Genomic DNA, 20,325 nt, shown 5'->3' on the forward strand with positions numbered 1-20,325 from the left:
CCGGCCCGATCAGCCGACGAGGGGGTGGATGGCCCAGAACGCCAGCGCCGCCGAGAGCCCGGCCATCGGGATCGTCAGGACCCAGGCCACCGCGATGTTGCCGGCCACGCCCCACCGCACGGCGGACAGGCGCTTGGTGGCGCCCACCCCGAGGATCGACGACGTGATCGTCTGCGTGGTCGAGATGGGGGCCGCGAACACGAAGGCGGTCGTGTAGAGCACCGCCGACGCCGTGGCCTCGGCGGCGAAGCCGCGCGGCGGGTCGAGGTCGATGATGCGCCGGCCCAGCGTGCGCATGATCCGCCAGCCGCCCGCGTAGGTCCCGGCCGAGAGCGCGCCCGCCGACAGGACCACGACCCACCACGGGATGTCGAAGCCCTCGTGGTAGCCGCCGACGACGAGCGCCAGCACGATCACGCCCATCGTCTTCTGGGCGTCCTGCAGCCCGTGGCCCAGCGCCATGGCCGCGGCCGAGACGGTCTGCGCGTAGCGGAACCCGCGCGTCAGCCTGAGGGGGCGGCCGTTGCGGAAGACCCACAGCAGCACGAGCATCACGAGCCCGGCCAGCACGAACCCGACCAGCGGCGACAGCACCATCGGGATGACGACCTTCTGCACGACCCCGTCCCACTGCACCGTGCCCGCCGCGGCCAGCGCGGCGCCGACGAGCCCGCCGATCAGCGCGTGCGACGACGACGACGGCAGCCCGAACCACCACGTCACCAGGTTCCAGACGATCGCGCCGATCAGCGCCGCCAGGACGACGACGAGCCCGGAGATCCCGCTCGGCGCCTCGATGATCCCGCTGCCGACCGTGGAGGCGACCTCGGTGCCGAGGAACGCCCCGACCATGTTCATCACGGCCGCCATGACCAGCGCCGTGCGCGGGGCCAGCGCACGCGTCGAGACCGAGGTGGCGATGGCGTTCGCGGCGTCGTGGAAGCCGTTGGTGTAGTCGAAGCCGAGCGCCACGACGATCACCACGACGACCGCGGCGAGCTCCACTCAGGCCTCCTTGACGGCGATGCTCTCGACGGTGTTCGCCACCGTCTCGAAGGCGTCGGCCGCCTCCTCGAGCGTCTCCACGATCTCCTTGACCTTGAGGACGGTGAGGACGTCGGCGGGCGGGTCGCCGTCGGGCGGGGCGAGCAGGTCGCCGAGCAGGCGCCGGTAGACCGCGTCGGCCTCGTCCTCCAGGGAGTTGACGTGGATCCAGTACTCCTGCAGCTCGGCCATCTTCTCCAGCCGCGGCATCGCCTCCGCGGTGGCGGCGGCGGCCCGGCGCAGCACCTCGACCTGCTCGGAGATGCCGCTGGGCAGCACCCCCAGCCGGTAGAGCACGATCCGGTCGGCGGCCTCCTCCATGAAGTCGAGGACGTCGTCGAGGGAGGACGCGAGCCGGTAGATGTCCTCGCGGTCGAACGGCGTCACGAAGGTCTTGTTGAGCTTGACCATGATCTCGTGGGTGACGGCGTCGCCCGCGTTCTCGGTCTCCTTCACCCGCTGCGCGAGCACCGGGCGGGCGGACGGCTCGGCGGCCACCAGCTTCGCGAGGTCGTCGGCCGCGGAGACGATGTTGTCGGCCGCGCGGCTGAAGAGCGGGTAGAAGCCGCGTTCATGGGGCGTCAGTCGGAAGGCCACCGGGACTTTGTACCCCGTTCACCTCGAACGACGAGCGGCCGGACCCACGAGGAGCAGGGCGATCGCCGACAGGCCGAACGCCGCGCGGAAGCCGAACGGGTCCGCCACCGCCCCCAGGCCGACGGCGCCGACACCCGTCCCGGCGTCGTAGGCGATGTTCCACGCGGCGCTCGCCGATCCGTAGCCCGCCGGCCCGCCCGCCGCGAACAGCGTCGTGAGCGCGTCGTTCTGCACCAGCCCGAACCCGACGCCCACCACCGCCGACCCGACGACGACGAGCGGGCCGGCCGGCGCGCCCAGCGCCAGCACCTCCACGGCCATCCCGGCGGCGGCGAGCAGCACGCCCGGGAGCAGCAGCCGCCCGCCCAGGCCGTGGCGGTCGACCAGGCGTCCGGCGGTGGTGCGCCCGAGCAGCGCGCCCGCAGCGGTGGCGAACAGCGCGGCCGCCACCAGGCCGGCGGCCCCGGGGACGGCCAGCGGCAGGAACGTCACCAGCCCGCCCTGCGCCACCGAGCAGGACAGCATCGCCACCAGCGGGGCGGACGCGGGCCGCGGGCGGGCGGGGCCGGGCTCGCCGTCGGCGGCGACGGGCGTCGGCCGCGGCACCCGCAGCGCCGGCAGGGCGAGCAGCCCGAGCAGCGGCGCCGCGCCGGCCGCGACGAACACGCCCGTGAACCCGGCGACGTCGACGACCGCCACCCCGGCCGGCAGCAGCACGAGCTGCGGCACCCCGACGGCGACGCCGTAGCGCGCGGCGGCGCGCCCGTGCTCCGACGGCGCCGCGAGCTCGGCCACCAGCGCGCTGCCCACCACCGTCAGCAGGCCGAACCCGACGCCCCGCGCCGCCGACACCGCGAGCACCGGGCCCAGCTCCGCCGAGAGCGCGAGCAGCGGCGTGGGCGCGCCGAGCAGCACCAGCCCCGCGCCGAGCACGGTCCGGTACCCCAGCCGCGCCACCAGCCACGGCACGGCGAGCTGGGTGCCGATCGTGGTGAGCATCAGCGCGCCCGTGGTGCTGCCGGCGGCGAGCTCGCCCGCGCCCGAGACCCACAGCGGGACCACCGGCAGCAGCAGCGCGTACCCGCCGAAGCCGAGCACCGTGGCGAGGAGCATGAGCCGGAACGGCCACGACCGCATGCCCGCCACGGGCGTCAGGGCCGCCACACGCGCCGCTCGGTGACCACGGCCGTGACGAGGTCGGCCGGGGTCACGTCGAACGCCGGGTTCCAGGCCGGGGCGTGCGCCGTCACCTCGTCGGCGGCGCGCTCCTCGATCTCGATGTGCGCGCCGTCCGGGGTGGCCGGGTCGACCGTGCTCTCCGGCGCGGCCACGACGAACGGGATCCCGGCGCGGGCCGCCGCCAGGGCGAGCGGGTAGGTGCCGATCTTGTTCGCGACGTCGCCGTTGGCGGCCACCCGGTCGGCGCCCACGACCACCGCGTCGACGAGGCCGCGCGCGATCAGCGAGGGCCCCGCCCCGTCGACGACGACGTGGTGGTCGATGCCCTCGGCGGCCAGCTCGAGCGCGGTGATCCGGGCGCCCTGCAGCAGCGGCCGCGTCTCGTCGGCGACCACGTGCGCCACGCGACCCCGCCCGTGCAGCGAGCGGACGACGCCCAGCGCCGTGCCCCACTCGACGCACGCGAGCGCGCCGGCGTTGCAGTGGGTGTGCAGGCGCAGCGGCCGGTCGCCGCAGAGCGCGGTGAGCAGGTCGGCGCCGCGGTCGCCGATCGCGTGGCAGGCGGCGATGTCCTCGTCGCGCAGGGCCAGCGCGGCGGCGAGGGCGGCCTCCGGCCCGCCGGACAGGGCGGCCCGGGCCCGCTCGACGCCCACGGCCAGGTTGACGGCGGTGGGACGGGCGGCGGCGAGCCGGTCGCACGCGGCGTCCAGGGCGGCGCCGTGCAGGGTCCGCGCGGCCAGCGCCACACCGAGCGCCCCGGCGACGCCGAGTGCGGGCGCCCCGCGCACGACCAGCCTGCGGATCGCGTCGACCAGGGCGTCGACGTCGCCGATCGTGGTGGTCCGGAGCTCGGGGAGCGCGGTCTGGTCGACCAGCACGACACCCCCCGCACCGGTCGATCCGTCCCAGTCGATCGTCCGCGGCAGCACGGCCGTGAGCCTATGTCGCAAGTTGCGACGACTTCTCCGGTTGGTATCGGGTAGTACTGTCGCTTAGCCTCCCTACAAGCAGGAGTTAGAGGAGCCTAATGATCGGCGATCGAGTGCCCGAGTGCTGCACGCTGGCGCACACCAGCGCGGTGGAGGACACGCTGCGCACGGTCTTCGTGCGCAGCGGCCGCGGCGAGCCCGTCAGCACGTCCGCGCTGGCCGACGAGCTGGGTGTGAGCGCCCCCACCGTCTCGATCATGCTCAAGCGGCTCACCGCGGCCGGGCTGCTGCGGCGCACCGACGGTCACCTCGCCGCCCTCACCGACCACGGCACCGCCCACGCCCGCGACGTCGTGCGGCGCCACCGGCTGCTGGAGGCGTTCCTGGCGCAGGAGCTGGGCGTGCCGTGGGACGAGGTGCACGCCGAGGCCGACGCGCTGGAGCACGCCGTGTCCGACCGGCTCGTCGACCGCATCGACTCCCACCTCGGCCACCCGGGGCGCGACCCGCACGGCGACCCCATCCCCCGCGCCGGCGACCGGCAGGAGGAGGAGTGGGGCCTGCGCCTGGACGCCGCCCCCGCCGGCTCCACCTTCGACGTCGAGCGGGTCTACGACCGCGACAGCGCCGCCCTGCGCTACCTGTCGGGGCTGGGCATCCACCCGGGCGTCCGGCTCGACGTCACCGCGCGCCAGCCGTTCGGCGGGCCGCTGTGGGTGCGCGTCGGGGCCGCCGACCACGCGCTGGGCGAGCCGCTGACCCACCTCGTCCACGGGCGGGTGGTCGCGTGAGGCGCCTGGCGGTCGCACTGGTGGTGGGGCTGCTCGCGCTCACCGGCTGCACCTCCACGGCCGCGTCCGGCGACGAGCCGATCGGCGACCGGCCGGTCCGCGTCACCACCACGACCAACTTCATCACCGACACCGTCCAGCGGATCGGCGGCGACGCCGTCGAGGTCACGGGGCTGATGGGTCCCGGTGTCGACCCGCACCTCTACCGCGCGAGCGCCGGTGACGTCCGGACGCTGCGCGAGGCCGACGTCATCTTCTACGGCGGGCTGCAGCTGGAGGGCCGGATGGGCGAGCTGCTCGACGAGCTCGCGGCGCGCCGGCCCACCCGCGCCGTCACCGACGGCATCCCGCGCACCGACCTGCTGGCCCCCGCACCCGGCGCCAACGAGGAGTACGACCCGCACGTCTGGTTCGACGTGAGCCTGTGGCAGCACGTCAGCCGCACGATCGCCGACACCCTGGCCGAGCGCGACCCGGCCCGCGCCGGGACCTACCGCGCCAACCTCGACGCCTACCTGGCCGAGCTGACCGAGCTCGACGGCTACGTGGCGCAGCGGATGGCCACGATCCCGCCGGAGCGGCGGCTGCTGGTCACCTCGCACGACGCCTTCGAGTACTTCGGGCGCCGCTACGGCCTGGAGGTCGCCGGCATCCAGGGGATCTCCACCGCGGCCGAGGCCACCACCGCCGACGTCGAGCGCGTCGCCGAGCTGATCGCGAGCCGCGGGGTGCCCACGGTGTTCGTCGAGTCCTCGGTGCCCCGCCAGACGATCGACGCCCTGATCGCCGCGGCCGCGCAACGCGGGGCGGCCGTCACCGTCGGGGGCGAGCTGTTCACCGACGCCGCCGGTTCACCGGGCACTCCCGAGGGCACCTACACAGGGATGCTCCGCGCCAACGCCGACCTGATCGCCGACGGATTGGGAAGCTGAGATGTTCATGACCGCACGCACGACCGCGCCCGCACCGCCGGTCACCGGCCACGCGCTGGAGATCCGCTCGCTGACGGTGTCCTACCGCTCGGCCCCGGTGCTGTGGGAGGTCGACGCGCACTTCCCGGCCGGGCGGCTCTGCGCGATCGTCGGCCCCAACGGCGCCGGCAAGTCGACGCTGCTCAAGGCGGCGCTCGGGCTCGTCCCGGCCGACGCGGGCCGCGTGCTCATCGACGGCGTCGAAGGTCCGGCCGCGCTCGACCGCGTCGCGTACGTGCCCCAGCGCGAGTCGGTCGACTGGGACTTCCCGATCACCGTCGGCGAGGTCGTGGCGATGGGCCGCTACCGCGCCACCGGCTGGTTCCGCCGCGTGGGGCGGGCCGACCGCGCGATCGCCGCGGAGTGCCTGGAGCGCGTCGGGATGGCCGCGTACGGGAAGCGCCAGATCGGCCAGCTGTCGGGCGGGCAGCGCCAGCGCGTGTTCCTGGCCCGCGCGCTCGCGCAGCAGGCCCCCGTCCTGGTGATGGACGAGCCGTTCGCCGGCATCGACGCCCGCACCCAGTCCGACCTGCTCGCGCTGCTCGGCGGGATCCGCGACGAGGGCGGCTCGGTGGTCGTCGTGCACCACGACATGGCGCAGGTGCGGGCCGCGTTCGACTGGACGCTGCTGCTCAACGTCCGCACGCTGGGCTGCGGTCCCACCGCCGAGGTGCTCACCGCCGAGGCGGTGCGCAGCGCGTACGGCGTGCCCGACGAGGCCGTGGCCTGGGCGGGCTGACATGCTGGGCCTCCCCTACACCGACGCCGTCGTCGTCGTCGGCGCGCTCGTCCTGGGCGTCACCAGCGGCGTGCTGGGCACGTTCGCGGTGCTGCGGCAGCGCAGCCTCGTCGGCGACGCGGTGGCGCACTCGACGCTGCCCGGCGTCTGCGTGGCGTTCCTCGTCGCCGGGGTGAAGGACGTGCCCGGCCTGCTCGTCGGGGCGGCGGTGGCCGGGCTGGTCGCCGCGCTGCTCATGGTCGGCATCGAGCGCACCGGGCGGATCAAGCCCGACACCGCGATCGGCGTGGTCCTGTCGGGCTTCTTCTCCCTCGGCGTCGTGCTGCTCACCCACATCGCGAGCACCGCCGACGCCGACCAGGCGGGGCTGGAGAACTACCTGTTCGGCCAGGCCGCGGGCCTGCTGGAGTCCGACGTGCTGGTGATGGCGGTGCTCGGCGGCGTCGCGCTGGCGGTGGTCGCGGTGCTGCGGCGCGCGCTCACCACCACGCTGTTCGACCCGTCCTACGCCGGGTCGCTCGGGCTGCCGGTGCGGGCGCTGGAGGTCCTGATGACGGGCCTGCTCGTCGTCGCCGTCGTCATCGGGGTGCGGGTCGTCGGCGCGATCCTCATGGTGGCGATGCTCGTGGTGCCCACCGTCGTCGCTCGCCAGCTCGCCGACCGCTTCACGCTCGTCCTGCCGCTCGCCGGCGTCGTCGGGGCCGTCGTCGGCATCACCGGGTCGTTCCTCGCCACCCGCGCCGCCCTGCCGACCGGGCCGGTGATCGTGCTGGTCGGGTTCACCCTGGCCGTGCTGGCGGTCCTGCTGGCGCCCGGGCGGGGGGTGCTGTGGCGGGCGTCCCGGCTCGGGGCGCGGCGGCGCCGCGTCCGCCGCGAGCAGGTGCTCGCCCACCCGGACGCGCCCGTCCGCGGGATCGCCGACCGCATCGCCCGCGCCGGCCTGCGCCGCCGCGGCCTGCTCGACGACACCGGCCTCACCCCCGCGGGCGCCACCGCGGCGGCCGAGCTCGCCGACCGCCGCGCGCTCTGGTCGGCCTGGCTCGAGCACGGCGCGCTCGTCGACCTGCCCGACGCCCGCGAGCCCGACCCCACCGACCTGCGCGGCAGCCTCGGCGACGACGCCGTCGCGCAGCTGCGCCGGCTCAGCACCGCCGGGAGGCCGTGATGACCTCCGACGACCTCGTCATCGTCGTGGTGGCCGGCCTGGTCGGCACCGCGTGCGGGCTGCTCGGCCCGTTCCTCGTGCTGCGCCGGATCGCGCTGCTCTCCGACGCCGTCAGCCACGCCGTGCTGCCCGGGATCGTCGCGGTGTGGCTGGTCTGGCAGACGCGCGCGCCGCTGCCGGTCGTCGTCGGTGCGGCGGCGTTCGCGGTGCTGTGCGTGCTCGGGATCGACGCGCTGCGCGCCAGCGGCCTGGTGGCCTCCGACGCCGCGATCGCGCTGGTGTTCCCCGCCCTGTTCTCCCTCGGGGTCCTGGGTGTCACCCGCTTCGCCGACGGCATCCACCTCGACCTCGACTCCACGATCTACGGCGAGATCGCCTTCGTGCCGTTCGACTCCGTCGACCTCGGCGGCGGGGTCGGCGTCGCCCGCGCCGCGGTCGTCCTGGGCGTGGTCGTCCTGCTCAACCTGGCGCTGATCACGCTGCTGTGGAAGGAGCTGAAGGCCACGACGTTCGACCCGGCCTTCGGCGCCACCGTGCGGCTGCGCCCGCAGCTGCTCTCGCGGCTGCTGCTGGTGGCCGTCGCCGTCACGGCGGTGTCGGCGTTCGAGGCGGTCGGCGCGATCCTCGTCGTGACGATGCTGATCGTCCCGGCGGCCACGGCGTACCTGCTCACCGACCGGCTCGTCGTCATGGTGGCGCTGGCCGTCGGCGTCGGGTGGGTGGGGGCGGTCGGCGGGCACGCGCTCGCCGTGGCCTACGACAGCTCGATCGCCGGCGCGATGGGCCTGGTCTGCGCGGCTTGCTTCGTCGCGGCACTGCTGGGCTCGCCGAAGCACGGCCTGCTCACCCGCCGCCTCCGCCGCGCCGCCGCCTCCTGACCCTGGCTACCGTCGGGACGTGCCCCGGCCCGACTCCGCGTTCCCCGCCGACCCCTACCCGGGTGCGGTGCCCGACTGCTCGTTCGTCCACGTCGACGGCACCGTCCACGAGCTGGTGCCGGGGCCGTGGCGGGTCGGGGACCTCCCGCTCGACGACTGGCTCGCCGCCCGCGGCGCCCCGCCGGCCTCCGCGCGCGTCCCGCTGCTGTCCTACGGCTCCAACCGCTGCCCGTCGAAGATCACCTGGCTGCGCGGGACGCTCGGGCTGGGCGCCGACCCGGTCGTCGTGCTGCGCGCCCGCACCGCCGGGGTCGCCGCGGTGTGGGCCGCCGGGCACCGCGCCCGCGACGGCCAGCGGCCGGCCACGCTCGCCGCCGCGCCGGACGTCGAGGAGGACCACGCGGTCTGGCTCGCCACGCCCGCGCAGATCGCGGTGCTCGACCGCTGCGAGGGCCGCGACGAGCGCTTCCGCCTGGCCCGGCTGCGCACCGGCACCGTCCGCACCGGGGACGGTGCGCGCGTCGAGCAGCCCTGGGTCTACGTCGGGCACTCCCCCGCCCGGGCCCCGCTGCACGTCGGCGGCCGGCCCGTGCGGTGCGCCGACGTGCCCCAGTCGGCGGCGCGCGTCCTGCGGGGCGAACCCGGCGACGACGGGCTCGACGCCCCCACCGCCGTCGGCGCCCCGGACCCCGACACCTGGCCGACCGCGCTGTTCGCCTACGGCCTGCTCCAGCCCGGGCAGGTGTCGTGGCACCACGTCGCACCGTTCGCGGCGGGACCGCACCGGCCCGCGTCCGTCGCGGGCGCGGTGCTCGACACCGGGCGCGGCTACCCGGCCTGGCTGCCCGGCGCGGCGGGCACCGCGCCGGGCACGCTCGTCGAGCTCACCGACCCGGTCGCCGCCTTCCCCGCGATGGACGCCTACGAGGGCCCTGACTACGTCCGCGTCCGCGCGGTCGCCACCGACGGCACGACGTGCTGGGCCTACGCCTGGCGCTCCCCGTCCGACGGCTTCACCGCACTGCCGACGGGCTGGCCGCCCTCGAGGTCGTGAAGCCCGCGCCGGGCAGCGGCTTCCCCGCGCTCTCGCGCAGCGCGAGCACCGCGCCGAGCGAGATCACCGCGGCGACCGCCACGTAGACGCCCGGGAAGGCGTTGTTCCCCGTCGAGGTGACGAGGAACGTGAGGATCGCCGGGGCCGTCCCGCCGAAGATCGACGTCGAGATGTTGTAGCCGATCGAGAAGCCGCCGTAGCGGACGTCGGTGTCGAACAGCGCCGGCAGCGTCGCCGACATCGTGCCGAGCAGCAGCACCAGCAGCAGCCCCAGCACCAGCAGCCCGCCCACCGTGCCGAGCACGGTGCCCGTGTCGAGCATCAGGAACGCCGGGTAGGACAGCACGATGAAGCCGACGCAGGACGCCAGGATCAGCGGCTTGCGGCCGATCCGGTCTGACAGCGCCCCCACCGGGATGATCACGATCATGATCACCACCATCATGCCCAGGATGTAGAGCAGGGCCGTGGTGGCCTCCAGGCCGGTCGTCGTCTGGAGGTAGTCGGGCATGTAGAACAGGATCGTGTAGACGGCGACGTTGTAGAACAGCACCAGGCCGATGCAGATGATCATCGGGCGCCAGTGCTTGGTGAGCACGTCGCGCAGCGGCGACTCCGACAGCTGCGCCTTCTCCTCCAGCTCCCGGAACGCCGGGGTGTCCTCCAGCTTGCTGCGGAGGTAGAGCCCGACGAGCCCGAGCGGTCCCGCGATGAGGAACGGCACGCGCCAGCCCCACGACGTCATGGCCTCGTCGGTGAGCCCGAACTCCAGAGCCGTGACCAGGCCCGCCGCCAGCACGAACCCGCCGGTGGTGCCCAGCTCCAGGAAGGAGCAGTAGAAGCCGCGCCGCCTGTCGGGCGCGTACTCGGCGATGAACGCGGCCGCGCCGCCGTACTCGCCGCCGGTGGCGAAGCCCTGCACCATCCGCAGCAGGATCAGCAGCAGCGGTGCGAGGAAGCCGACCGCGGCGTACGTGGGCAGCAGGCCGATGCAGAAGCTCGCGGCCGACATCACCACGATCGTCAGCGCCAGCACCTTCTTGCGCCCGATGCGGTCACCGAGCGGCCCGAGGATGATCCCGCCGAACGGGCGCACCAGGTACGCCACGGCGAAGATCGCGAACGCGTAGCCCGGGCCCGCGTTCCCGGCGTCGCCGCCCGGGATCAGGTTGAGCGTGATGTACAGGACGACGTAGCTGTAGATGCCGTAGTCGAACCACTCGACGAGGTTGCCCATCGCGGCGGCACCGACGGCCTTGCGCACGGTGCGTTCGTCGACCTCGGCTGGTGGAGACGTGTCCGATGTGGTCATGGTGGAGCTCCTCCCCCGATCGGCGGACCACGCTAGGAGCGGTCGGAGCAGCCTGCAACCGCTGGCGGGAACGCCTCGGGAGGAACGCGCTACCCCCGCCGGGCGGAGACCGACGGCGCCATCCGGCCGCCCTCGATGCCGTAGAGGCGTGCGGCGTTGCCGCCGAGGATCGCGCGGCGGGCGTCGGCGTCGAGGTCCCGGTAGCGCCCGCGCAGCTCGTCGGGGAAGCGGTAGGACGCGAACTGCGCCACCAGCCGGCCCGGGCGCACGAGCGGGTAGCCGCTGCCGAACAGCAGGCGCTCGGGCCCGTAGGCGATCAGCAGCTCCCCCAGCGCGCGCCCGAAGTCGGCGCGGGCGTCGGTGGCCGAGATCCACGGGAGGATGTCGGTGAGCACCACGTGCACGTTGGGGAGCCGGGCCAGCCGGCACAGGTCGTCGGCGGGCAGGCAGCCGGCGCCGAGCACGAACGACGTGCGGGGCAGCGCGGTGGCGAGCTCGCGGAACTGGGCGAGGTCGAACCCGGCGGACGCGACGCGCTGCACCGGGCGGGTCCGCACCGGCAGCGCCGACCCGGAGCGCACCGGCTCGGCCCAGCTCGGCAGCCGCGGGGGCGTCCGGCCCGGCCTGCGCTGCCCGGCCGCGGCGCGCCAGCGGCGCCACGGCGCCGGCCCGGCCGAGGGGGCGACCCCCAGGTGCACGACGCCCGCCCCGGACGCGGCGCAGCGCGCGAGCGCCCGGCGCAGCCAGGTCTCCCGCAGTTCCATGCGCCCGCCCGGTCGGCGGGACTCGCAGAACGTCAGGCCGCGCATGTCCCAGCGCCGGACCTTCGCCGCGATGCCCCGGGCGCCGGGCTGGCCGGCGTCGGGGTCGAGCTCGCCGCTCAGGACGAACTTCCCCGGCATCCGCGCGGCGAGCTCCGCGTGCCAGGCCACGGGCGAGAACCCGAGGACGAACAGCTCTCCCAGCACCACGGGCTGGAGGACGGCGTGGTCGACGTACCCACCGCCGAACACGTCACGGGAGAGGCCGTCCTCGGTGACGCGCTCGACCTCCGGCAGCGGCACCGCGGAGCCGTCCAGCTCGCGGTGCCGCCGCAGGAGGTCGGCGGCGAAGAGCTCACCCGCAGGCCCCGCCTGGTTGTGCGGACTCGCGTCCCAGGCGTGGACCTGCGCGTCGACCACGAGGTAGGTCTCGCCGTCGACGACGTACATCTACCCCACCTGCGGGCCGAGCCCGAGCGACTGCGGCGTGCTCGAGTCCGGCGACGGCTGCGGGATGCCGTCGTCGAGGGGGCCGTACTCGGTCATCAGCGCCTTGTTCCACGGCGTCTGCTCCTCGGCCACCAGCGAGTTCGTGGTGAGGATCAGGCCGGCGACGGAGGCGCCGTTCTGCAGGGCGGAGCGCACGACCCGCAGCGGGTCGATGATGCCCATCTCGATCATGTTGCCGAAGCGGCCCTCGAGGGCGTCGAAGCCCTCGTCGACGCCCAGCGCCGAGACCTGCTTGACGGTGTCGTGCCCGTCGTAGCCGGCGTTGGTGGAGATGAGGTGCACCGGCTCGGTGAGCGCGGCGCGGACGATCTCGACGCCGATGCGGTAGTCGCCGGTGACGTCGAGCTTGTCGAGCGCGGGCTCGGAGTGCAGCAGCGCCGACCCGCCGCCCGCGACGATGCCCTCGGCCATGGCGGCCCGGGTGGCCTGCAGCGAGTCGTCGACGCGGTGCCGGATCTCCTTGAGCTCCGCGTTCGTCGGCGCGCCGACCGAGATGATCGCGGCCTTGCCCGACAGGCGGGCGATGCGGTCGTTGAGCCAGTCCTCGTCGGTGCCGATGCTCGCGCGGTTCATCTCGGCGCGCAGCTGCGAGAGCCGCCGGTCGACGGACTCCTTCGCGCCCTGCCCGCCGATGATCGCGGTGTGCTCGTTGGTGGCGCGGACCTGCGAGGCGCGGCCGAGGTGCTCGGCGGTCATCTGCTCCAGCGAGAACGACGAGGCCTTCGAGTGCACCTTGCCGCCGCACAGCGCCGCGATGTCCTCCAGCATGTGCACGCGCTTCTCACCGAAGCCGGGCGCCTGGATCGCGGTGACCTTGAGGTGGCCGTTGACGTGGTTGTGCACCAGCATCTGCAGCGCGCTGCCCTCGACCTTCTCGGCGATGATCACGAGGGGGCGGGGGTCGCGCATGATCTTCTCGAGCACCGGCATCAGCGAGCGGACGTCGGTGATCTTCTCGGCGCTCATGAGGATGTAGGCGTCGTCGAGGATCGCCATCATCGAGCCGGGGTCGGTCACGAGGTAGGGCGAGACGTAGCCGTTGTCGAACTCGAAGTCCTCGACGAAGTTGACCGAGAGCCCGAGCACCGGGCCGTCGTCGACGGAGATGACGCCGTCGTCGCCGACGGTGTGCAGCGTCTGCGCGACGATGCGGCCGATCGACTCGTCGTCGTTGGCCGAGATCGCGGCGACGCGGGAGAGGTGCTCCAGGCTGTCGACCTGGTGGGCGACGGTGGACAGGTGCTCGACGATCGCGCCGACGGCGATGTCGATGCCGCGCTTGACCAGCACCGGGTTGCCGCCGGCCTGGATCGCCTTCATGCCCTCCCGGACGATCGCCTGCGCCATCACGGTGGCCGTGGTGGTGCCGTCACCGACGATGTCGTTCGTCTTGATGGCGGCTTCCTTGAGGATCTGCGCGCCCATGTTCTCGAACGGGTCCTTGAGGTAGATCTCCCGTGCGATCGTCACACCGTCGTTCGTGACCTCCGGCGTGCCGGTGATCTTCTCGAGGACGACGTTGCGACCCTTCGGGCCCAGGGTGGACTTGACGGCCTCGGCGAGCTGGTCCACGCCCGCCTTGAGCAGATCGCGGGCTTCCTGTCCGAACTTGAGTTCCTTGGCCACGGGGCCCTCCTGATGACGGTTCTCGACGATGTGCGCGGGGTACTGCGAGCGAGAGGTAGGAAACAGCGGCCCGGGCCGCCGTCCGCACCGGCGTGCGCGAACGGCGACCCGGGGGTGGCGGACGAGGGGTTACTTCACCTCGGGCGGGAGCATGTCGCCGATGAACTCGGCGGCCTCCTCCAGATTCCCGAACATCACGGTCCGGTCATCCATGTGGATCATCTTCCCGTAGTGCGTGGACATGTTCTCCTCGAACTCGGAGGCGTCGTAGAAGCCCTCCTCCTCACCGAGAGCCTCGGAGATCTCGTCGTAGACGAAGTCCATCCGGCCCACGCAGTCGACGCGGATCATCGACGGCAGGTGGGTGATGGTGACGTTCTCCTGCCGGTCCATCACCTCGGCCACGACGACGCCGACCTGGTTGTTCATCAGCGTCACGCCGGCCATGTTCGACGCGGTGTTGTTCGCCTTGAACGGGCTCTCGGAGGTCTTGAAACTGGTCACTGCGACAGCTCCTTCGGGGGCTCGAGTCCGAGTTCGGTCACGATGCCGGCGAACCGGCTCTTGGCCCGGTCGAGGGAGTCCTCGAACCGCGGGGGCTTGAAGTCCGGCTGGCTCCACAGGGGCTGCATGGCGCGGGCGGCCTCGAGGCACATGGGCACCCACTTGGCCAGCCAGCCCTGCATGAGCTCCTTGTTGTGGGCCGCGAACTCCTTGTCCGAGGTGAGCGGACCGAAGCAGGCCTGCGTCCAGCGCAGGTCGCGCTGCGAGTAGTCGTACTCGCCGGCGCCGATGACCGTCGGGGTCACGAAGTCACCGTTGCCGGCCGCGGCCTGCTGCACCAGGTTGCTGCGGAACAGCTCGCCGAGCAGCGGCTCGAACACCACGTTGGTGGCGAAGGCCATCTCGCCCCAGTCGTTGTCGACCGCGGTGAGCGCCTCGACGACCTTGCGGATGCCCTGCCACTCGGGGTCGTTGTTCCACGCGTCGAGGTGCGCGGCGCCGTCGAAGCCCTCGATCTCCTCGGAGAGAGTGAGGTTGTAGAGCGCCAGGTCCTGGGCGAACCGGATCTTGTGCATGCTGTTCACGACCATGGCCGTGTTGTGCATGTTGGTCGGGCAGGAGCGGTTGATCGCGGCGAAGACGTAGAGGCCGAGGATGTGCTCGATGTGCATCCACGCGCCGACGTTGCGCTCGACGAAGGTCTTCCAGTTCGGGGTCCAGTTGTCGAACGCCTTGGCCTGCCGGGCGTTCTCGACGTTCTGGGTGGTCTGGCGGACGACGTTCGCGTTGTAGCGGTAGAACGTCATCTCCCATTCCTCGTTGGGATCCCGGAACTCGTGCCAGCCGTGGGCCGGCCACTCCTCGACGGGCTTGCCGCCGCTGCCGGGCCCGCGCTCGGGCTCGGGCTTGTCGACGCCCCAGGCCTTCAGCTTCGTCCAGGTCAGCGGGTATCCGCTCGAGCCGTCCGCGAAGCCGTAGATCCAGCCCTGCGACAGGTAGTGCCGCGGGTCGGGCTGGACGTCGACGGTGACGTCCTCGTAGTGGGTCTGCTTCCGCTTCGCCGGCTTGTAGTAGTTGTACCGACGTGCGCTCGCACCGGAGTCCGGGAACTCCTGCGCGCCTGCCTCCGCATCCGTGAACTGTGGCTTCGGGACACTGCGTTCGGGACGTTGAGCAGTGGTCATGGGCCGTCCTCGCCTTCCGGTTCACCGGTGGTGGTGAACTTGTCGTAGAAGATGTTCTGCTCGAGCACACCGAGTGCCGTGAGCTTCGCCAGCGCCGCATCCACCATCGGCGGAGGCCCGCACACGTACGCATCCCGACCCGTCAGGTCGGGCTCGCACCGTTCGACGACGTCGGTGATGAGACCGACCTCGCCGTTCCACTCGTCGTCACCGGCCGGCTCGGACAATGCCGGGACGTACCGGAAGCCGGGGATCTTCTCCTCGAGCTCCCGGAGTTCTTGTTCGAAACACAGGTCCCGCGACTGCCGGCCTCCGTAGTAGAAGATCGGCTTGCGGTCGGTCCCGCGTTCCGCCATCGAGCGCAGCAACCCCAGCACCGGCGCCATCCCGGCTCCACCGCCCACGAAGATGATCGGCGCGGTCCGGCTCTCCCGAAGCGTGAAGGTCCCGAAGGGGCCCTCCACGTCGAGCCGGTCGCCGATCTGCACCTTCTTGTCGAGGAACTCGGAGAACAATCCGTCGGGGTAGACCTTGATGACGAACTCGAACAGGCCGTCGCGGCCCGGAACGTTCGCCATCGAGAACGAGCGGCTCTCCTCCGTGCCCGGTACCATGATGTCCAGGTACTGGCCCGGGAAGAACTTGATCTCTTCCGGCTCGATCAGCTTGAGGACGAGGTGCCGCATGTCGTGGGTGACCGACTCGTTCGAGACGACCTCGGCCACACCCTTCTTCAGCGGCAGCCCCGACCGGATGATCTCCTCGTCGTACTGGAGGAGCTCGATCACCAGGTCCGAGTAGGCGTGCGCCCGGCAGAGGAGGGTCTGGCCCTCCTCGCGCTCGGAGTCCGGTAGAGCGAACGTGGAGTACTTGTCGAGCTCGATGTCGTCCATGTCGCCCTCGAGGACGAACGACTTGCACGCCGCGCACTGCCCTTCCTTGCAGCCGTGCATCAGCTGGACGCCGTTCTCGGCTGCGGCGCGGAGGATGTTCTGGTCCTCGTCGACCTCGATCTCGATGCCCACCGGCTCGAACCTGACTATGTGCTTGTTACCCATACTGCTCCGTGCGCCCTTCGCCGGTGGACCTGTATGACTTCCTGAGGCTGGCCTGAGCAGGGGGAGGGCCGACGATGGAGTCGCCGACCCTCCCCCCTCACCTGACCCGCGCTCAGGCGCTCGCGGGTGCCGGTCGTCCGGCGGGGCCCTGCTTGTTGTAATCAGCGAGGAACGCCGCCTTGCCGGCTGCGTCGAGCTCGTTGATGATCACGTTGGGGCTACCGCACGGCGGGCAGCGACGCAGGTGGTCCAGCGTCCACATCTTCTTGGGGTTCAAGTCGAGGTGGGGCTGTGCCGTCATGGTCTTGCCGTCGTCGCGGACGAAGCCCATGTCGGACACCACGTCGGCCCAGTTCCAGCCGTGGTAGAGCGTCTCCCACTCGCGGTGCCCGACCAGGCGGCCCATGTTCGGGGTCTCGCGACCCTGGTACGTGGGACGGAAGGCCTCGACATCGGTCCAGCGGCAGACCTCGTGGCAGTACGTGCGCGTCACGCCGTCGATGTCGGCCATGACCATGTCCTCGCGGACCAGGCACGGGACCATGCAGGTCCAGCAGCGGGCCGGGTAGACGTAGTCGACGTCCTCGAAGACGATCGGGTTGTGCCCGTTCGGCACGGCGAGGCGGTTGTAGTTCTCCCACCACGCGCCGTACTTGTCGTACCAGCCCGGGTACTTGTACTCGAACCACTCGAAGTCCGTGTCGGTCATCGCGTCGATGCGCCAGTAGTTGGCGAGCCAACCGGTGGCGAAGAACTGCGCGACCTCGTGGACGTAGCCCTTCTCCCAGATCTGCTTCCACGACTCTTCGATCAGGTCGTGGGGGATGACCAGGCCGTACTTCTCGAGCGGGACGAGGTACGAGCGGTAGTAGTCGTCGTAGATCCAGCGGCGCCACATCTCCGCGTAGGACTCGCGGTCCTTGCGGCGGTCCTTCGTGCCGTACTCGATGAAGGTGCCGATGGCGGCGTCGACGACGCGGTGGTTGTTCCACCACGCGTAGCGGAGGTCGCGCTCGAGCAGCTGGCGGTTGTCCTCGTCGGACAGGGCCATCAGCAGCGTGGCGTAACCGTTGGAGATGTGGCGCGACTCGTCGGACTGGACCGAGTGGAACACCGTGGGCAGCAGGTAGTCACCGTTCGCCGCGGCCTCGGCCGGCATGGCCACGAACAGGGTGTTCGTGAACGCCGTCTCGGCGACGATCGTCAGGTAGATGCTGGCCGCGGTGATGGCGTCACCGGTGATGAACCCCTCGGCGAACTGGCGGCCGATGGTGCCGCAGTAGTCGCTGTGGAAGTTCCGGAGGCTGTTGTTGAAGCCGGCCGGGTCGATGTAGTTGTTCATGTACAGGCGCTTCAGGTTCTGCTGGATCGTCGAGTGACGCACCTCGTCGATCATCTGAATGGCCTGGCCGTTGTGCAGCTCCGGGTTCGGGACCACGTGGAACAGCATCGGCATCGACCGCGCGGCCGAGACCTCCGGCAACGGGATGATGGACAGGAACAGCTTCTGCCACTCCAGCCAGCGCTCCTGCACCTGCCGGAACATGTTTCCGCGGATGGCCCCGTCACTCGCGCCGTAGACGCGGTGGTCCTTCTCCTCCTGCATGGGGAAGTAGGACCGGAGGACCTGCTTGAGCGGGTCCTTCTTGGCGGCCTTGCGGAAGGTGTAGTCGGTTCCGTACTTCATGTACGGCTCGTGGTACTGCGGCTCCCAGGAGAGTTCCTGGATCTTCTGGTGAGCCTTGGCCAAACTCTGCCGACTCAACGTCGTCTCCTCACGGTGGTGGTTTTCCGCGTTGCCGACACGAGCGCGGGCGTCTCGGCACCGGAGGTGAGCGCGGAAGTCGCAGGTGACCGGGGGCTTGCGGGCCCCGGCGCTGCTCCTTCCGTGCCACGAATCACACATGCACGGACCCCACCCGGCGGTCTCATTATGAGATTGTTGGCAGTCGCCGACCGTCCTCTACCACTCGGCGCAGCACGGCGGTACGTTTGACCGGACACCGGCCACCAAGAGCGGATCGCTGTAGCTCCGAGAAGAGGAACCGGTTGGACCACCCGGACGAGCGCGCTCTCGACCTGAGCGCCTCCTTGCGAGCGGCCTACGAAGGTCGCTCGGCTTCGTCGCGCTCGAAGGCGGTCCGTTCGAGCTCCGACTGCGGCTCCGAGGAGCTCGCGCGCGCCCGCACGTCGTTCCTCGTGGACGAACCGGTCGCGCCGGGCGTCGTCCGGGAGCCGATCCTCGCGTCGTGGACGCGGTCGCGGCACTACGACGTCGACGCCGACCGCCTCGAGCTGCCCTACGACTCCGACATCTCCATGGACACGGTGCTGACGCGGGCCGCCGGCCCCATCGTCCGCGAGGTCGCCGACCAGCTCACGAGCGAGCCGGTGAGCCTGATCCTCACCGACGCCGACGGCGTCGTCCTCGACCGCCGCAGCGGCGACGGGGGGCTCACACACCACCTCGACCGCATCTGGCTCGCCCCCGGGTTCAGCTACGCCGAGCGCTACGTCGGCACCAACGGCATCGGCACCGCCCTGGAGGGCCGCGGCCCCGCGCAGGTGTTCGGCCACGAGCACTACGCCGAGCACCTCGAGGACCTGGCCTGCGCCGGGGCCCCGATCCGGCACCCCGTCAACGGCAAGGTCGTCGGCGTCGTCGACCTGACCTGCTGGCGCAGCGACGCGAACATGATGATGATGGCGATCGCCTCCACCGTGGCGAAGCGGATCGAGGAGACGCTGCTCGAGCAGTCCGGGCGGCGCGAGCTGGCCCTGCTGCACGACTACCTCATCGCCTGCCAGCGGGGCCGCGGCGCGGTGTTCGCGCTCAGCGACGACCTGCTGATGATGAACGACCGCGCCCGCGAGCTGTTCGACCCGGCCGACCAGGGCCCGCTGCTCGCCGAGGCCGGCGAGGCGCTCAAGTCGGGGCACCGCCACCAGGTGCTCGTCGACCTGCCCAGCGGCAACACCGCCCGCATCCAGCTGCGCCCGAGCTGGACCGAGGGCGACCGCACCGGCGGGATCGCGCAGGTCCAGCTCATCACCAACGGCGCCGTGCCCACCCCGCGCGTCACCGGCACCACGTCCGCGCTGCCCGCCGCGGTCGGCTCGGGCGCGCTCTGGACCAAGTGCTGCCAGGCCGTCGACCGGCACTTCCGGTCCCGCGAGTGGCTGGTGCTGGAGGGCGAGCCGGGCACGGGCAAGACCACCATCGCGCGGGCCACCCACCAGGGCCGCACCCCGGCCGCCCACCTGCGGGTCTTCGACGCCGAGCAGCTCGGGCCTCGCTGGATGGCCGAGCTGACCGAGGAGCTGGAGAACGGCAGCGGCGGCACGCTGGTGCTCGAGCACATCGACCGCCTCGACACCGAGGCCGTGCTGGCGCTGTCCGACGCGCTCGAACCGCACCGCGAGTCCACCGACCCGGAGCGCCCGTGGGTCGTCGCCACCGTCAGCACCGGGTCCGGCGACCCGGGCAGCGGCGCCGGCGCGGCCTGGCGGGAGCTGCTCGCGCTCTTCCCGAGCACCGTCGAGGTGCCGCCGCTGCGCCACCACGTCGAGGACGTCGCCGACCTCGTGCCCTACCTCATCGCGCGGCTCACCCGCGGCGCCGAGCTCACCTGCTCCCCCGAGGCGATGCGGGTGCTCATGCGCAACCGCTGGCCGGGCAACGTCGAGCAGCTCTACCAGGTGCTGCGCAAGGTCGTCGCCCGCCGGCGCACCGGCGTCGTCACCCCCGCCGACCTGCCCGCGGAGACGCGCGCGATCACCCGGCGCGTGCTCACGCCGCTGGAGGCGATCGAGTGCGACGCGATCGTCGACGCCCTGCTCGACGCGTCGGGCAACAAGGCCGAGGCAGCCCGCCACCTGGGGATGTCGCGCGCCACGATCTACCGCAAGATCCGCGGCTACGGGATCTCGATGCCCACGTCGGGCTGACGCGTGTCACGTCCGGTCGTGACACCCCGCCGGTGATCGGTGACGGCGGGCACCGGTGATCCACCGGGCCCGTCG

The 20,325-nt window shown here is 72.3% G+C and carries 18 protein-coding genes; 7 read left to right on the plus strand and 11 right to left on the minus strand.

The features are described 5' to 3' along the window. Positions 1–9: 9 nt before the first annotated feature. The 4 genes from HOP40_RS04650 to mtnA are packed head-to-tail and all read right to left on the minus strand — an operon-like array spanning position 10 to position 3,746. Positions 10–1,005, minus strand: coding sequence for an inorganic phosphate transporter (locus tag HOP40_RS04650; RefSeq protein ID WP_172154988.1), 996 nt, complete (start codon positions 1,003–1,005; stop codon positions 10–12). Then, positions 1,006–1,641 (minus strand): DUF47 domain-containing protein, encoded by a 636-nt coding sequence (locus tag HOP40_RS04655; RefSeq protein WP_172154990.1) that lies wholly within the window; start codon positions 1,639–1,641, stop codon positions 1,006–1,008. Between the two features lie 18 nt (positions 1,642–1,659). Then, positions 1,660–2,778 (minus strand): MFS transporter, encoded by a 1,119-nt coding sequence (locus tag HOP40_RS04660; RefSeq protein ID WP_172167834.1) that lies wholly within the window; start codon positions 2,776–2,778, stop codon positions 1,660–1,662. 14 nt (positions 2,779–2,792) lie between these two features. Beyond that, a complete protein-coding gene (gene mtnA / locus HOP40_RS04665; RefSeq protein WP_172167836.1) occupies positions 2,793–3,746 on the minus strand; it encodes an S-methyl-5-thioribose-1-phosphate isomerase in 954 nt (317 codons plus the stop codon). A gap of 101 nt (positions 3,747–3,847) precedes the next feature. Here mtnA and HOP40_RS04670 point away from each other — a divergent pair, with 101 nt between their 5' ends. The 6 genes from HOP40_RS04670 to HOP40_RS04695 are packed head-to-tail and all read left to right on the plus strand — an operon-like array spanning position 3,848 to position 9,347. After that, on the plus strand, positions 3,848–4,540 hold the full coding sequence (locus HOP40_RS04670) for a metal-dependent transcriptional regulator (RefSeq protein WP_172154992.1): 693 nt from the start codon (positions 3,848–3,850) through the stop codon (positions 4,538–4,540). Then, the gene (locus HOP40_RS04675) at positions 4,537–5,472 is read left to right on the plus strand and encodes a metal ABC transporter solute-binding protein, Zn/Mn family (protein WP_240157508.1); all 936 of its coding nucleotides are present in this window, start codon (positions 4,537–4,539) and stop codon (positions 5,470–5,472) included. The genes HOP40_RS04670 and HOP40_RS04675 overlap by 4 nt, the downstream gene beginning before the upstream one ends. A 7-nt stretch (positions 5,473–5,479) precedes the next feature. Continuing rightward, positions 5,480–6,250: a metal ABC transporter ATP-binding protein gene (locus tag HOP40_RS04680; RefSeq protein ID WP_172154996.1), complete on the plus strand. Its 771-nt coding sequence runs from the start codon at positions 5,480–5,482 to the stop codon at positions 6,248–6,250. A 1-nt stretch (position 6,251) separates the two neighbouring features. Then, positions 6,252–7,415 carry a metal ABC transporter permease gene (locus HOP40_RS04685; protein ID WP_205347081.1) on the plus strand — a complete coding sequence of 388 codons (1,164 nt, stop codon included), beginning with the start codon at positions 6,252–6,254 and terminating at the stop codon, positions 7,413–7,415. After that, positions 7,415–8,293 (plus strand): metal ABC transporter permease, encoded by an 879-nt coding sequence (locus tag HOP40_RS04690; RefSeq protein WP_172154998.1) that lies wholly within the window; start codon positions 7,415–7,417, stop codon positions 8,291–8,293. The genes HOP40_RS04685 and HOP40_RS04690 overlap by 1 nt, the downstream gene beginning before the upstream one ends. Before the next feature lie 19 nt (positions 8,294–8,312). Further along, complete coding sequence (locus tag HOP40_RS04695; protein ID WP_172155000.1) at positions 8,313–9,347, plus strand: gamma-glutamylcyclotransferase family protein; 1,035 nt, start codon at positions 8,313–8,315, stop codon at positions 9,345–9,347. Here the strand turns inward: HOP40_RS04695 and HOP40_RS04700 are convergent. From HOP40_RS04700 to HOP40_RS04730, 7 genes are all read right to left on the minus strand, one after another. After that, the gene (locus tag HOP40_RS04700; RefSeq protein ID WP_172155002.1) at positions 9,307–10,659 is read right to left on the minus strand and encodes an MFS transporter; all 1,353 of its coding nucleotides are present in this window, start codon (positions 10,657–10,659) and stop codon (positions 9,307–9,309) included. The genes HOP40_RS04695 and HOP40_RS04700 overlap by 41 nt on opposite strands. An 89-nt stretch (positions 10,660–10,748) precedes the next feature. Further along, on the minus strand, positions 10,749–11,870 hold the full coding sequence (locus tag HOP40_RS04705) for an amidohydrolase family protein (protein ID WP_172155004.1): 1,122 nt from the start codon (positions 11,868–11,870) through the stop codon (positions 10,749–10,751). After that, positions 11,871–13,556 (minus strand): chaperonin GroEL, encoded by a 1,686-nt coding sequence (gene groL, locus HOP40_RS04710; protein ID WP_172155006.1) that lies wholly within the window; start codon positions 13,554–13,556, stop codon positions 11,871–11,873. It lies immediately after the preceding gene. Between the two features lie 129 nt (positions 13,557–13,685). Continuing rightward, positions 13,686–14,060, minus strand: a complete 375-nt coding sequence (mimD, locus tag HOP40_RS04715; protein WP_172155008.1) for a propane 2-monooxygenase effector subunit MimD — start codon at positions 14,058–14,060, stop codon at positions 13,686–13,688. Next, positions 14,057–15,244, minus strand: a complete 1,188-nt coding sequence (locus tag HOP40_RS04720; protein ID WP_172155010.1) for an aromatic/alkene monooxygenase hydroxylase subunit beta — start codon at positions 15,242–15,244, stop codon at positions 14,057–14,059. Before HOP40_RS04720 ends, mimD begins: the two co-directional genes overlap by 4 nt. Beyond that, a complete protein-coding gene (locus HOP40_RS04725; protein WP_172155012.1) occupies positions 15,241–16,302 on the minus strand; it encodes an FAD-binding oxidoreductase in 1,062 nt (353 codons plus the stop codon). The genes HOP40_RS04720 and HOP40_RS04725 overlap by 4 nt, the downstream gene beginning before the upstream one ends. A 112-nt stretch (positions 16,303–16,414) precedes the next feature. Next, complete coding sequence (locus HOP40_RS04730) at positions 16,415–18,052, minus strand: ferritin family protein (RefSeq protein WP_172167838.1); 1,638 nt, start codon at positions 18,050–18,052, stop codon at positions 16,415–16,417. 449 nt (positions 18,053–18,501) lie between these two features. Here HOP40_RS04730 and HOP40_RS04735 point away from each other — a divergent pair, with 449 nt between their 5' ends. Then, a complete protein-coding gene (locus HOP40_RS04735) occupies positions 18,502–20,250 on the plus strand; it encodes a sigma-54-dependent Fis family transcriptional regulator (RefSeq protein WP_240157509.1) in 1,749 nt (582 codons plus the stop codon). Positions 20,251–20,325: the final 75 nt, after the last annotated feature.

The sequence above is a fragment of the Pseudonocardia broussonetiae genome (genome assembly GCF_013155125.1).
GTDB lineage: Bacteria > Actinomycetota > Actinomycetes > Mycobacteriales > Pseudonocardiaceae > Pseudonocardia > Pseudonocardia broussonetiae.